The 14,355-nt window shown below is 61.2% G+C and carries 13 protein-coding genes; 7 read left to right on the top strand and 6 right to left on the bottom strand.

All coding sequences use genetic code 11. The features are described from left to right. Positions 1-11 precede the first annotated feature (11 nt). Both ABZS45_RS12175 and ABZS45_RS12170 read left to right on the top strand, forming a co-directional pair. Positions 12-704: a sensor histidine kinase gene (locus tag ABZS45_RS12175; protein ID WP_412100056.1), complete on the top strand. Its 693-nt coding sequence runs from the start codon at positions 12-14 to the stop codon at positions 702-704. 3 nt (positions 705-707) lie between these two features. Then, positions 708-1,364, top strand: coding sequence for a LuxR C-terminal-related transcriptional regulator (locus ABZS45_RS12170; RefSeq protein WP_012715319.1), 657 nt, complete (start codon positions 708-710; stop codon positions 1,362-1,364). A gap of 164 nt (positions 1,365-1,528) precedes the next feature. On the opposite strand, the gene ABZS45_RS12165 is transcribed toward ABZS45_RS12170, so the two are convergent. Continuing rightward, positions 1,529-2,341 (bottom strand): endonuclease domain-containing protein, encoded by an 813-nt coding sequence (locus tag ABZS45_RS12165; RefSeq protein WP_412100055.1) that lies wholly within the window; start codon positions 2,339-2,341, stop codon positions 1,529-1,531. 90 nt (positions 2,342-2,431) lie between these two features. On the opposite strand from ABZS45_RS12165, the gene ABZS45_RS12160 reads away from it, so the two are divergent. The 5 genes from ABZS45_RS12160 (at position 2,432) to ABZS45_RS12140 (ending at position 8,168) form a co-directional block, all read left to right on the top strand. Continuing rightward, positions 2,432-2,734, top strand: coding sequence for a rhodanese-like domain-containing protein (locus ABZS45_RS12160; protein ID WP_412100054.1), 303 nt, complete (start codon positions 2,432-2,434; stop codon positions 2,732-2,734). A gap of 69 nt (positions 2,735-2,803) precedes the next feature. Next, positions 2,804-3,133, top strand: a complete 330-nt coding sequence (locus tag ABZS45_RS12155; RefSeq protein ID WP_412100053.1) for a type II toxin-antitoxin system HicB family antitoxin — start codon at positions 2,804-2,806, stop codon at positions 3,131-3,133. 60 nt (positions 3,134-3,193) lie between these two features. Further along, positions 3,194-3,670, top strand: coding sequence for a MarR family winged helix-turn-helix transcriptional regulator (locus ABZS45_RS12150; RefSeq protein WP_412100052.1), 477 nt, complete (start codon positions 3,194-3,196; stop codon positions 3,668-3,670). After that, positions 3,671-7,648 carry a Pls/PosA family non-ribosomal peptide synthetase gene (locus tag ABZS45_RS12145; protein ID WP_412100051.1) on the top strand — a complete coding sequence of 1,326 codons (3,978 nt, stop codon included), beginning with the start codon at positions 3,671-3,673 and terminating at the stop codon, positions 7,646-7,648. 373 nt (positions 7,649-8,021) lie between these two features. Continuing rightward, entirely contained in the window at positions 8,022-8,168 is a 147-nt protein-coding gene (locus tag ABZS45_RS12140; RefSeq protein ID WP_412100050.1) for a hypothetical protein, read from the top strand. Positions 8,169-8,270: 102 nt separating this feature from the next. Here ABZS45_RS12140 and ppk2 read toward each other — a convergent pair whose 3' ends face one another. The 5 genes from ppk2 to ABZS45_RS12115 all read right to left on the bottom strand — a co-directional run bounded on the left by ppk2 (position 8,271) and on the right by ABZS45_RS12115 (position 14,322). Beyond that, positions 8,271-9,170 (bottom strand): polyphosphate kinase 2, encoded by a 900-nt coding sequence (gene ppk2, locus ABZS45_RS12135; RefSeq protein WP_010188788.1) that lies wholly within the window; start codon positions 9,168-9,170, stop codon positions 8,271-8,273. Between the two features lie 394 nt (positions 9,171-9,564). Beyond that, positions 9,565-9,669 (bottom strand): porin, encoded by a 105-nt coding sequence (locus ABZS45_RS12130; RefSeq protein ID WP_412100049.1) that lies wholly within the window; start codon positions 9,667-9,669, stop codon positions 9,565-9,567. Positions 9,670-9,728: 59 nt separating this feature from the next. Continuing rightward, the gene (locus tag ABZS45_RS12125) at positions 9,729-9,911 is read right to left on the bottom strand and encodes a PorH family porin (protein ID WP_412100048.1); all 183 of its coding nucleotides are present in this window, start codon (positions 9,909-9,911) and stop codon (positions 9,729-9,731) included. Positions 9,912-10,424: 513 nt separating this feature from the next. After that, a complete protein-coding gene (gene groL / locus ABZS45_RS12120; RefSeq protein WP_070445838.1) occupies positions 10,425-12,071 on the bottom strand; it encodes a chaperonin GroEL in 1,647 nt (548 codons plus the stop codon). A gap of 277 nt (positions 12,072-12,348) precedes the next feature. Then, positions 12,349-14,322, bottom strand: coding sequence for an OPT family oligopeptide transporter (locus ABZS45_RS12115; protein ID WP_412100047.1), 1,974 nt, complete (start codon positions 14,320-14,322; stop codon positions 12,349-12,351). Between the last annotated feature and the right edge of the window lie 33 nt (positions 14,323-14,355).

Raw genomic sequence — 14,355 nt, 5'->3', positions numbered from 1 at the left:
ATGCTGGGCCTGTGTTCCGAAGAAAGCCCCAGCCCACCAACCATGAGCAGCAGCAAGCGGAGAAGATCGCGCAGCTGACCGCCTCGCGCCGCGCCATCGCGGACGCCTACGAGGTGGAGCGCGCCCGCATCGAGCGTGACTTGCACGACGGCGCGCAGCAGTACCTCGTGGCCGCGAGCATGAAGTTGGGAGAGGCACTTCTTGATGCTCCCGCACCCCTCGCCGAGCTCCTCACCGCCGCCAAGCAGGACGTGGACCGCGGCCTGCATTCGCTGCGTGCCACGGTGCACGGTATCCACCCACAGGTACTGCAGGATCACGGCCTGGTGGCCGCGCTTGCCGACGTCTCCTCCTCCCACGGCCCCCACGTCAGCGTCTACGCTCCGCATCCTCTTCCTAAGCTCTCCGCTTCCGTGCTGGCCTGCGGCTACTTCTTCGGCACTGAAGCTTTAACCAACGCAGCGAAGCACGCGCCCGGCGCGCCGGTCTCCGTTTTAGTGACCGCGGATGCCTCCTTAAAGATCACCGTGGTGGATGAGGGGCCGGGTGGTGCGCAGGTGAAACCGGGGCACGGCTTAGCAGGGATGGCCGAGCGCCTCGCCGCTTTCGGTGGGGAGATGACGCTGAGCTCTCCCCCGGGCGGGCCGACGAGGCTGGCATGCTCGATTCCTCTTCTTCTCGATCGCGGACAGTCAGGAGTGTAAGAAATGAGTTTGAGAATCGTGGTAGCGGATGATTCCGCCATTCTGCGCGAGGGCCTAGCCGGCCTCCTGGAGCGCCGCGGGCATTCTATTGTGGGCCAGGCGGACTCCGCGCCGGCGCTCGAGGCGGTGGTGGACAAGCTGCGCGATGAGCTTCCGGACATCGTCATCACGGACGTGCGCATGCCGCCGGGCATGGGCGATGATGGCTTGAAAGCCGCAGTGAACTTAAGAAACGCATACCCGGGTTTACCCGTCATGGTGCTCTCCCAGTATGTGGCCCCGGCATACGCGGTGGAGCTCTTCGACTCCCCCGATGCCGGCACCGGCTACCTTCTGAAAGACCGCGTCTCCGAAGTGCGGGACTTCCTCTCCAGCTTGGATGTGGTGGCCCAGGGTGGCACCGTCATCGACCCCACCGTGGCGCAGGCTTTAATGAGTTCTGGGCGCAGCGGCTTGGGCGAGCTCACCCCGCGCGAGCGCGAGGTCCTCGAATTGATGTCGCGCGGCAAATCCAACAAGGACATCGCCGCCGAGCTCGTCCTTTCTTCCGCCGCCGTGGCCAAGCACGTCTCCAATATCTTCACCAAGCTGCGGTTGGACCCCAGCGAGGACAACCGCCGCGTCAAAGCGATTCTGGAGTACCTCTCCGCGCACCGCTAAACCGGCCGCTGCCGTTTTGACCCAATACTCCACACGGGTAGCAGCTGTATGATTTCGCTCCTCGAGCACATTATCTTGACTACGTTCACGGTAAATAAGGCCCAATTTTTCGCGCCGCGATTTTTCGGCCTTATTTACCGTGAACGACATCACCCCTCGCACACTCACACAAAGAACCGGTGCCACATCCACGGCGGGTCCAGATACCGTTTCGTCCCTTGTGCCACCCCGCGCACCTGCTCCACCACCTTGTCCAAATGATGCTCAATCGTGGTCGCGGTGAAGTGGAGCGGCGTGTAGCCGCGATGCACCACATCATTCAACTTTTGGCGGTCAAGCTCGAACTGCCGGCGGTTTTCCCCGCGGTGATAAGCGTAGCCGTCGACCTCTATGGCAATCTTGTGTTCTTCTAGAAGGAGATCCCACCGATAGGGACCAATTTTCGCGTTGTTGAGCACTTTAAAGAAGGGCTCCAATGCACGAGTAAGAGCTCGCTCGGGCACACTATCCGCACCGATGACTGCTTTCTCTAACACCCGCCGAGTGTGTTGTGGGAACCGCCGAAAGTCCATGGAGAGCAACTTCAGCCGTTTTTCCGCGTCCCTGCCAGACAAAAACGTTTCTAAGAACTTCACCGCATGCTTTTCTTCTATGGCCTCCACCGCTTGCAGTGGATTGCAGACGTTTATCCCGTCATAGGGGAATACCCCCTTTGGGCGGGCACGGCGACCGACATAAAAGCGCGTATCCTCTAAGCCTTTTTCGCGAATGATCTGCAGTGGAAAGCCAGGCTTCCGCTCAAGAAGCACCATCGCTGCGGAATATCCGTCCAACGCACTGTCTGGCCAATGCCGGCTGAGCACCTGCGCTAGCTCGTATGCCGTTGGCTCACGCGGTAAATACAGCCCCCGCGTAATTTTGATCGCCTCACCTTTGGCCGCTGCTGCTGAGCCTGCGCGGCCGACAATCTCCTCCATTTAGCCCCTCCGATTGATTACCCCACCCCGTACTCCTCACAGTAAAGTGCCCCCACCAGTCCCGCAAGAAAACCCCGTAAGCTGGTGCGCATGCAGAACGTACAACCCACTGAAGTACCCGAGAACGCCCAGCTTATCGACGTCCGCGAGGACCACGAATGGAACACCGAGCACGCTCAAGGCGCCACCCACATCCCGATGGGTGACCTGGTTGAGCGCCTCGACGAGATTGACCCAGACCGCGATATCTACGTCATCTGCCACCTGGGCGGGCGCAGCATGCAGGTCTGCCAGTACCTCGAGCACGCGAAAGGCTGGGACGTCATCAACGTCGACGGCGGCACGGACGCGTGGAAGGCCCAAGGTCGCCCCATGGTTTACCCCACTCAGTAGTGGTACCATTTACGGTACCATTCAAGTGTGGTATCCAAGATACAAAAGATCCTCACAAATAGGCACTTCATGAACCTCGCAGACAAATACACCTACCAAACCGCGTGGTCCGAAGAGGATGGAGAGTTCGTTGCCACCGTCCTAGAGTTCCCCTCCCTGTCATGGCTCGACGCCTCTGCAGCCACCGCTGAGTCCGAGCTGCGCAGCATCGTCGAAGAAACCCTAGAAGATATGCAACGCAACAATGAACACATCCCGGAACCATTCGGACAGCGAAGCTACTCGGGAAAGTTCAACCTCCGCATACCTCAGTCACTTCACCGAGACCTGACCATCGAAGCAGAACGGGAAGGCGTTTCTCTCAACACACTTATTGTGCAGAAGCTAGCCTCAGCCTGAAACTAATGGGCCATAACCCATGATTTAAGTTTGCTACGGTAGGCGCGTAGTATCGTCGGCATGCCTACCTTTAACTCCGTATCGATTCCCACTTCACTCCTAGAGTCCCCCTCCTTCCAGCTGGAGCGCCTCCGCCGCCGCACCCGCGAAGGCGTCGAGGCCGCATTGCAAACGAAGCGCACCACCCTGCGCGAGTACTGGGTTCTCACCTGCCTGGTTGCGGAGGCCGCATCCTCCCAGTCCGCGCTGTCAGAAACCTTGGCCATTGACGCCTCCGACATGGTGCGTTTGCTGGATTCCCTGGAGTCTCGCAACTGGGTCAAGCGTGAGCGTGACTCCAAGGACCGCCGCCGCCAAATCATTGCCTCCACCAAGAAAGGCGTGAAGGCCCATAAGGAGCTTGCCGTTTTGGTAGCGAAAGCCGAGGACGAAGCCCTCGACGAATCTACCAACAAGCAGCTCAAGCACCTGCGTAAGCTGGCCACCGCCATCATCGCGGCGGACGCGCCTGCTGATGCTGAAGGCAGTGATGCTTAAATGACGGAGCCCGATAATCTTCCCAGTACTGGGGGCCGCCACGCCCTCCAGGCGGACAAGCCCGAGAACCCAGCAACGCCCAAGGTTCCCGCGCACTACCTCCTAGGCTCCGAGGCCGCACCCGCGCGCACCCTCTGGGATATCGTTCAAACCACCGCCGAGCACTACCCCGAGGCCGCGGCGCTGGACGACGGTGAGATCCTCACCTACGCCGAGCTGCTTGCCGACGTCTCCGCTTGGGCCACCGAACTCCACGCCAGCGGTGTGCGCCGCGGCGACCGCATCGGCGTCCGCATGACCTCGGGCAAGCGCGAGCTCTACCTTGCCATCTTGTCCACGCTTGCTGCCGGTGCGGCGTATGTTCCTGTCGACGCCGACGACCCCGATGAGCGCGCCGAGATGGTCTTCGGCGAGGCTAACATCGACGGTGTCTTCACCGACGAAGGTTTCCGCATGCTGCGGGAAGGTGGGGCGGCGCGCCCCACGCTCGACGAAAAGGACGGTGACGACACCGCCCCCTTCGAGGAGCCGCGCCCCGAAGACACCGCGTGGATCATCTTCACCTCCGGTTCCACGGGCAAGCCCAAGGGCGTGGCCGTCAGCCACCGCTCCGCGGCCGCCTTCGTGGATGCGGAGGCAGCCCTCTTCCTAGCCGATAACCCGCATGGCCCGCTCGGCCCGGACGACCGCGTCCTCGCCGGCCTATCCGTAGCCTTTGACGCCTCCTGCGAGGAAATGTGGCTGGCCTGGGGTCACGGCGCCTGCCTGGTTCCTGCCCCGCGCTCCCTGGTGCGTTCCGGCATGGACTTGGGCCCCTGGCTCATCCGCCGCGACATCACGGTGGTCTCCACCGTGCCGACCTTGGCCGGCCTGTGGCCCGCGGAGGCCTTGGACAATATCCGCCTCCTCATTGTTGGCGGCGAGGCCTGCTCCCAAGAGCTCACGGACCGCCTGGCCACCGAGGACCGCGAGATGTGGAATACCTACGGTCCCACTGAGGCCACCGTCGTGGCCTGCGCGCAGCGTATGCTGCCGGGCAAGCCCGTATCGATCGGGCTGCCGCTGAAGGGCTGGGATCTGGTGGTCGTCGACAAGCACGGCGTTCCCGTAAACATCGGTGAGATAGGCGAACTCGTCATCGGTGGTGTGGGCCTGGCTGCTTACCTGGACCCGGTGAAGGATGCGGAGAAGTACGCGCCGCTGGAATCGATGGGCTGGGAGCGCGCCTACCGCACCGGTGACCACGTGCGCTTGGAAGAGGACGGCCTGTACTTTGTGGGCCGCGTCGATGACCAGGTCAAGATTGGCGGCCGCCGCATCGAGCTCGGTGAGGTGGAAGCTAACGTCGCCGCGTTGCCGAACGTGTACAACTCCGCCGTGGCCGTACAGAAGACACCGGGCGGCGAGTCCGTACTCGTCGGCTATGTCTCCCTGGATGACCCGGATGCCGGATTCGACCACGAAGCCGCGCATGCCCGCCTGGCGGAATCCATGCCGGCAGCGCTCGTCCCGCGCATCTGCGTCATGGAGGAGCTGCCGATTCGCACCTCCGGCAAGGTGGACAAGAAAGCCCTGCCGTGGCCGCTGCCCGGCGTGGGCGTCGAGGCAGACGGCCTCAACCCCACCGAGCAGTGGTTGGCGGAGCTGTGGGTGGACACCCTGGGTGTTTCCGTCGAGGACGTCAACGCTGACTTCTTCTCTCTCGGCGGCACCTCGCTGGCCGCGGCGACCCTGGTCGGCCGCATCCGCGAGCGCTTCCCCACCGTGGCCGTGCGTGACCTCTACGACCACCCGCGCCTGGGCTCCCTGGCGGAGCAGCTTTCCGGTGCCGAGTCCGTCGAGGACGCCGGGCCCGCACGCGAGGTAAAACCCGTCGGCGCCGGCACGCGCATCGCGCAAACACTCATCCAGATCCCCGTGATGACGCTGGCCGCCACGACGTGGCTGGCCTGGCTGCTGCTGGGCTCCAACCTGGCGAACCTGCTGGGCGTGGAGTGGGCCATGACCACGCCATGGTGGCTGGTCATCCTTCTCCTCGTCATCTTTGTTACCCCCATCGGCCGCATCCCCATCGGTGGTTTCGGCGCGCGGCTGATTACCGCCGGTATTAAGCCTGGCGAATACCCGCGCGGCGGCTCCACGCACCTACGCATTTGGGCAGCGGAGCGCTGGGCCGATGCTTCTGGCTCGCGCTCTATCGCGGGTGCCACGTGGGTCAACAACTATGCCCGTGCGCTGGGCGTAAAGATGGGTCGCGGAGTGGACCTGCACTCGCTGCCGCCTGTGACAGGCCTGCTGACCTTGGGCAAGCACGCCGCGATTGAGCCCGAGGTCGATCTCTCCGGCTACTGGCTCGACGGCGATGTTCTGCACGTTGGTGCCATTGAGGTCAAGGAAGGCGCTCGCGTGGGCGCGCGCTCGACGCTGCTTCCTGGCACCGTCGTGGGCAAAGACGCCCACGTCGAGGCGGGCTCCACCGTCACCGGGCGCAAGAAGATCAAGGACGGTCAGCGTTGGTCCGGTTCGCCCGCGAAGAAGGTGGGCCGCTCCAAGCATCGCTTCCCCTCACACGCTCCGAAGCGCCGCCCGTGGTGGGTAGCCATCTACGGTGCTACCTCTATCTTGCTGGCCCTCCAGCCCATCGTGGCGTTGGCCGTGGGCGCAGCCGTGGTCGTTGCCCTCATCGCGGTGACCGAGGGCTCTGCCTTCGTCGGCTCTATTTTCTTCGCCCCGCTGGGCGCGCTTGCGGCATTCGCCACCTTCATGCTGCAGACCTGGCTGGGCGTGCGCCTCCTGTCGCTGGGCATCAAGCCCGGTGTGGCGCCGGTGCGCTCCGCCAAGGGCTGGCGCCTGTGGGCCATCGAGCGCCTCATGGACGAGGCACGCACGCAGCTCTTCCCCATCTATGCCTCGCAGCTCACCCCAGCGTGGTTACGTTCGCTGGGCGCGACGATTGGCAAGGACGTGGAGATTTCCACGGCCGTCATGGTTCCCAAGCTCACCGAGGTCAAAGACGGCGCCTTCCTGGCGGATGACACCATGATCGGCGGCTATGAGCTCGGTGGCGGCTGGATGCTCACGGGTGAGACCAAGGTGGGCAAGCGTTCCTTCGTGGGCAACTCCGGCATCACTGGCCCGGGCCGCAAGCTGTCAAAGAACTCGCTGGTCGCCGTACTCTCCTCGACGCCGAAGAAGACCAAGTCCGGTGCCAACTGGTGGGGTTCCCCGCCGGAGCGCATGCGCCGCGTGGAGGCCCACGTGGACGGCGTGGAGGGCGAGTCCCTCACCTACAACCCGGGCTTTGGGGTCAAGGCCGCGCGCGGTGCGATTGAGACCATGCGGCTGCTGGCGCCGATGACCTCGGCCATGTTGCTGGCGGGAACCTTGGCATCGCTGTACGCGCTTGCCGACGCCCTCGGCATCGCCGCCGCCTGGGCCCTCGGCGGCCTCATCCTCATGGTGGCGGGCGCCATCGCGATGGCGATCACCGTGGCGGTCAAGTGGATCTGCGTGCGCACCCAGACCGCTGGCGATCACCCGCTGTGGTCCGCCTTCGTGTGGCTCAACGAGCTGCAGGACACCTTCGTGGAGGCGGTCGCCGCCCCGTGGTTCTTCACCCACACGTATGGCATGGGCGAAATCAACCAAGGCCTGCGCGCGCTGGGTGTGACGATTGGCCGCGGCGCCTGGATCGATTCCTACTGGTTCCCGGAAACCGACCTGTGCTTTGTGGGCGCTGGTGCCTCCGTCGGACCGGGTACCGTGGTGCAAACCCACCTCTTCCAAGACCGCGTCATGAGCCTGGACACCGTGACCATCAAGGCCGGTGCCACCCTGGGCTCGCACTCGGTGGCGCTGCCCGCCTCAGTCATCGGCAACGTGGCAACAGTCGGCCCCGGCTCCTTGGTGATGCGCGGCGACCAAGTCCCCAGCAACTCCGAGTGGCAAGGCAACCCGATTGAGCCCTGGAAACACTGAGAGGGTTTGCTCCTCAATACTGGTATCCCCCGCTTTTCGTTGTACACACCCGCATGCAGCGCTAAGCGGGGGTTTCTATGCCATCTACACCATTTACGTACAGAAAAAGCACTGCGTGCTGACCCAGCGGGTGTTATTCTGAAAATGAAACTGAAGCAAGTTCAAGCCACGGTTTCGGTCTCACACTACCCCTCTAACTCGCAAGGAGTTCAACAACAATGATCGGCACCCTTCTCTCTTCTTTCGGCCTCTACAACATTCTCACTCGCTTGGGCCACATGGCAGAAATCCCGGCCATCGAGAACCTCGTACAGTCCTTCCACGTTTAATCTTTCCCCACATCATTTTCTAATTCTCTCAAGGAGATTTTTCTATGGGCACCGTAGCAACCATCATCAGCTCCATCATCGGCTCCGTCGCTAGCGCCGTTAGCCTTGGCCTTTCTTCCTTTGGCGTGTACTCCCTCTTGCTGGAAACCGGCCGCATCGCGCCGATCGTTCAGCTTGAGGCCCTCTTCTAAACCCGGCCAATACCAAAGCCCTAGCCCACTTGTTGTTGGGCTAGGGCTTTCGTGTTATTCGAGGACGGGGCCAAGCCCCCCTTGCCCCTCGAAATACGCTAATTAATCACCGATCTGGTCGCGGCCGCGCTTCACAATCTTGTCATCCACCTGGTCAACGAGCTCGTGGTCCTTGTTGGTGTACTCAAACTTGGAGAGCACGTAGCGCATCGCGTTGATGCGGGCACGCTTCTTGTCGTTGGATTTAATGGTGATCCACGGAGACTCTTCCGTATCGGTGTAGCGGAACTGCTCCTCCTTGGCGCGGGTGTAATCATCCCACTTATCCAAGGACGCTAGGTCCATGGGCGAAAGCTTCCACTGACGGACGGGGTCAATCTGGCGAATAGCGAAGCGAGTGCGCTGTTCCTTGCGAGTCACGGAGAACCATAGCTTAGTCAGGGAGATACCCGAGCCTAGGAGCATGTTCTCCAGCATCGGTACCTCGCGCAGGAACTCTGCGTGCTGGGACTCTGTGCAGAAGCCCATGACGCGCTCCACACCGGAGCGGTTGTACCAGGAGCGGTCGAAGAAAACGATTTCACCGCCGGACGGGAAGTGCTGAATATAGCGCTGGAAGTACCACGACGTGGACTCGCGCGGGGAAGGCTTCTCCAGCGCCACGGTGCGCGCACCACGCGGGTTGAGGTGCTCGTTGAAACGCTTAATGGTGCCGCCCTTACCCGCGGCATCGCGGCCCTCGAAGAGGATAATATGGCGCTGGCCGGTTTCCTTGGTCCAGTTCTGCCACTTCAGCAGCTCAATCTGCAGGGCGCGCTTGATGGATTCGTATTCATCGCGCGTCATGCGCTCCTCGTACGGGTAGTTCTCGCGCCAAGTCTCGACAGGCGAGCCATCCGGCATAATCAGCGAGGGATCATCTTCATCAGAGTCATCGACGACGTAGCCGTCGGTCTGCGCAAGGTCGATCTCGGGGAGTTCGTCGTCTTTAATGTCAGCCATACCTTTAATTCTATCTAGGAAGCAGACATCTGGCGCGATAAAAGAAGTTGTAGCCGCGTGATTTACCCCCGTATGCCCGATGGGCGGCAGCATCCGCCCAGAATGTACGTTTCTAACAATTAGTGCCCCCGAAAGTCGAAGATTTGGGGGCTTAAATGATCGTTCCGTACCTGCCGCGCGTACGCGTTGGTACGTTTCGCACACAAGCCCATGAAACCGCCTGATTTCGGGAGCTTATTTGCGAAAACGTACCACGCCACCGAGCTGGCCGAACTCAGTCCGGCGGCCCAGTCCTAGGCATCCGTCCGACGGCGAATTTTAGAAATGCGAAACCCCGCTGCCCACAAATGGGTCAGCGGGGTTAACGCTTAGTTCTGCGTGAGCAGCGTGCTGTTTAGAGCAGGCCGATCAGCTTGGAAGCGCCGGAAGCCATGTCGCCCAGGTTGTACAGAACAGAGAGGATATCGCCGATGATACCGGTGGAGGAAAGGATTCCCATTGTAATTCTCCTTGGAAATTAAAGGTTTTATGTATGACGTGCCCTAAGGCACGTAAGGTTTACTTGGTGGAGGACATCCAGTCGAACTGCTCGGTCTTAGGAGCAAACTCGTAGGAGTCACCCTTCTGGACAGCGCCAGCGATGGTATCGAAGACGCCAGCGAAGCCCTGGAACAGGTTCTTGATACCGGATGCGAAGTCAGCGAAGTTACCGAGCTGCTCGCCGATGAAAGAAAGATCCATTGTGGTCTCCTCTTGTGAAGTCCGGGTCAAGAGATTGCCCGGAGGGGGTTTGCGGTTTTGCAGACACCCTCAGCGGGCGTCACACGAAACTATTTTGGCACACCACTGAAACATTGCAAGTGGATTCGCGGGTGACTTTTTGAGCACAGCGCTTCGAAAATCAGATTCACTTTTCAGGTTATTTATTCACCTTTTGTTAACGCAGCCAGCAACAACGCGCCTAACTGCAGAAATAGACAGCGCCCGAAACGAAGGCTCAGGAATTCTTCATTGGAACGTAACGTTAGCCCCCGAAACCACGATTCATAGGCTCGCTTTACAAAGTAAACCCGCGAAATATTTTTCGCAGGAGCGCTCCAAATTACCCCTATTTGGGGTGGCATAAGGACACAATAGGGTCTCGAGACAAAGAAAGCTCCCCACGGTCAACCGTGGGGAGCTCGTAATTTGCTAGGGGCTGAGGCGACGAAACGCCTCAACCCGGGAAATCGCTTCAGGCTGGGAAGCTAAGGGCTAGAAGCCCATACCGCCCATTGCGTCAGCGTCCGGCATGCCAGCGCCTGCACCGGCCGGCTCCGGCTTATCAGCCACAACCGCCTCGGTGGTCAGGAACAGGGCTGCGATGGACGCAGCGTTCTGCAGCGCGGAGCGGGTGACCTTCACCGGGTCGTTGATGCCCGCAGCCATCAGGTCCACATACTCGCCAGAAGCGGCGTTGAGACCCTGACCAGCCGGTAGGGAGGCAACCTTGTCAGCGACAACGCCCGGCTCCAGACCAGCGTTCTGAGCAATCTGCTTCAGCGGAGCAGAGAGTGCCTCGCGCACGATCTTGACGCCAGTAGCCTCGTCACCGGTGAGGTCAGAGAGGGAATCCAGAACCTCAGCTGCCTGCAGCAGAGCCACGCCACCACCGGCGACGATGCCCTCTTCTACGGCAGCCTTAGCGTTGCGCACAGCATCCTCGATGCGGTGCTTACGCTCCTTGAGCTCGACCTCGGTAGCGGCACCAACCTTGAGGACTGCCACGCCGCCGGCCAGCTTGGCCAGGCGCTCCTGCAGCTTCTCGCGGTCGTAGTCGGAGTCAGAGTTCTCGATCTCGGCGCGGATCTGCTTGATGCGGCCGTCGATCTGCTCCTGGGAGCCAGCGCCCTGAACGATGGTGGTCTCATCCTTGGTCACGACAACCTTGCGGGCCTGGCCGAGGTACTCGATCTCAGCGGTCTCCAGGGAGAGGCCAACCTCTTCGGAGATGACCTGGCCGCCGGTGAGGATAGCCATGTCCTGCAGGGTGGCCTTGCGGCGGTCGCCGAAGCCCGGAGCCTTCACGGCAACGGACTTGAAGGTGCCGCGGATCTTGTTGACCACGAGGGTGGACAGGGCCTCGCCCTCAACATCCTCAGCGATAATCAGCAGCGGCTTGCCGGTCTGCATGACCTTCTCCAGCAGCGGGACGAGGTCCTTGATGTTGGAGATCTTGGAGGAAACCAGCAGGATGTACGGATCCTCGAGGACTGCCTCTTGGCGCTCCATGTCGGTAGCGAAGTAGCCGGAGATGTAGCCCTTGTCGAAGCGCATACCTTCAGTGACCTCAAGGTCAACGCCGAAGGTGTTGGACTCCTCAACGGTGATGACGGAGTCCTTGTTCACGGAGCCGTTGCCCACGGTGTACATAGCCTCAGCGATCTTCTCGCCGATTGCCGGGTCAGCAGCGGAGATACCTGCGGTGGTAGCAATCTCTTCCTGCGTCTCTACTTCCTTCGCAGAGGAGAGCAGGGAGTCAACAACCTTCTTGGTAGCGGCCTCGATGCCGCGCTTGATGCCCATCGGGTTGGAACCAGCAGCTACGTTGCGCAGGCCCTCACGCACGAGAGCCTGTGCCAGAACGGTAGCGGTGGTGGTGCCATCACCGGCGACGTCGTCGGTCTTCTTGGCTACTTCCTTGACCAGCTCTGCGCCGATCTTCTCGTACGGGTCCTCGAGCTCGATCTCGCGCGCGATAGAGACACCGTCGTTAGTAATGGTCGGGGCACCCCAGGACTTCTCCAGGACGACGTTGCGGCCCTTAGGGCCGAGGGTGACCTTGACGGCGTCGGCAAGCGTGTTGAGACCACGCTCGAGGCCGCGACGTGCCTCTTCATCGAAGGCAATGATCTTTGCCATGTGTTTGTGCTCCTTAAGCTTTGTTGAGGACGACACTCACGTCTGATCTATGACGGACGCCCGCGACGGCACGGCTGGCGAGTGTTCTCCAGCCCCAACCACATAGATGACTCTGTTTATTTCTGGCACTTGCCATGTGGAAGTGCTAGCGACCATTCTGGCACTCAGCCCCCGCGACTGCAAGGTTCAACACGAACGGGCGGTGCATAAGCACCGCCCATCAAAGTAAACTGCCCATTAAATCGGACTGCCCGTCACAACGAAGTCTCTGACGCGTTTAAGACGTAGCCTTCTTCGCCGTCCACTTGTAGGCCGCAGCAATACCGCCAACAAAGAGGATGACGCCGATGAACTTGGCTGCCGTCCCGCCCTCGAAGATCTCCAGCGGGGACTCGCCCGCCGAGGCCGCGATAATGCCCGCGTTGACCACACCAAAGAGGGACTCACCCACGATGAGGCCAGTAGCCAGCAACGTACCCATGCGCTTGACAAAGTCCGGCTTGGACTGGCGTGCTGCCCAACGGTTGTAGAAGTAGCCCAGGAAAGCACCGATCGGCACCACAATGGTGATCGCCGCCGGCAGGTACATGCCCATACCCACGGCCAGCGGGGACAGGGAGTACTTGTCGGTGAAGTGGCGCAGGCACTCGTCCACGATGATGATGACGGCACCAATCGCCGCGCCCAGGCCAATAAGATCCCACGGCAGGGAGTTATCAAAAATACCGGAGGCCACCGAGGACATCAGTGCGGCCTGCGGTGCAGCCAGCGCATCCTCGCCAGCGCCCTCCATGCCCTGGAAGCCAAAGCCGGTGAGCATAACCTGCAGAATCGGCGGAATCACCAAGGAACCGAAGAGAACGCCAATGATGAGCGCTACCTGCTGCTTCCATGGCGTTGCCCCAACCAGCTGACCAGTCTTGAGGTCCTGCAGGTTGTCATTGGAAATAGTCGCAATGCCGAAGACAATGGCCGCGGTAAACAGCGTGTAAGCCACCAGCGAGAGCGGCTCCGCATCCGTACCGCGGGTCACGGCGGCAATCAGCAGCGCGGCCGCGATGACCGCGATGATGCCAATAGAGGAAATCGGCGAGTTAGAGGCACCAATCAGGCCCGCCATGTAGCCGCACACCGATGCGATAACGAGGCCCACCAGCAAGGTGAAGAGCACGGAGACAGTGATCAGCACGCCCATGTGCTCGTGAATATCGGTACCACGCACGAAGTTCCACAGCAGAAGTCCAATCGGAATCATCAGGACCAAGATGGTGCCAATGACATAGGGCGCTGGAATATCGCGCTCCTCCACGGCCACGTGTTGGCCATCCTTGCGGTTGCGGGAGGAGGCGAAGGACTCGGCCATGCCCTTGACAATCGGGCCCGTAATCTTAACCAGCGTCCACACGGCCGCGATGGCCATGGTGCCCACGCCGATGAAGCGGATCCTATCGGAGAAGACCGTATCGACGGTCTCCATGATGGCGGCCGGATCTCCCAGGCCCTCACCACCGGTGAGGATGGGCAGCAGGATGAGGTAGGAAATAACCACGCCGACGAGCATGGCGATACCCACGGCCAATCCCACGAGGTGGCCCACGCCGACCAGCGCCAGCGAGAGGGAGGTGCCCAGCGTCGTCGCACCCGAGCCCAGCTTGAAATAGGTGGCCACCTCAGAGGCAGCCGCCTTCATTGCCGCAAGCAAAGCCATAACCGCGGACAAGATGCCGCCAAAGACGATGACGCGCAGGCCCTTCGCGTTCTCCTCGTGGGCGGCTTCGCCGTCCTCACCGGAGCTATCGCCCACCTTGAGGACCTCGGCCGCGGCCACGCCCTCCGGGTAGGGCAGGTCCGACCCCGTCACCAGCGCGCGGCGGAGCGGGATGGAGTACATCACGCCGAGCACACCACCGATGGCGCACACCGCGGCGGTATCAATGAAGGAAAAACCCTGCCAATAGCCCACCATCACCAGGCCTGGGAGCACGAAGATGATCGCGGACAACGTACCGGCTGCCGAGGCGATGGTCTGTACAATGTTGTTCTCTTTGACGTTGTGCCCGGCAAAGCGGCGCAGCACCGCCATGGAAATCACGGCGGCGGGAATGGACGTGGCAAATGTCAGACCTACTTTGAGGCCGAGATACACGTTGGCGGCAGTAAAGATCAGAGTGATGAGTCCACCGATAATAATGCCGCGCAGCGTGAGCTCGCGGAGAGTGGACTGGGAACCTTCGGCGGTCGTCGTCGCCATGTCAGGTCCTTTCTAAGGAATAGTTACTAGAAC

This window comes from Corynebacterium aurimucosum, from assembly GCF_046895345.1.
Classification (GTDB): Bacteria; Actinomycetota; Actinomycetes; order Mycobacteriales; family Mycobacteriaceae; genus Corynebacterium; species Corynebacterium aurimucosum_G.
The sequence above is the reverse complement of the archived record's forward strand: the minus strand, read 5'-3'. Positions and strand labels throughout refer to the sequence as shown.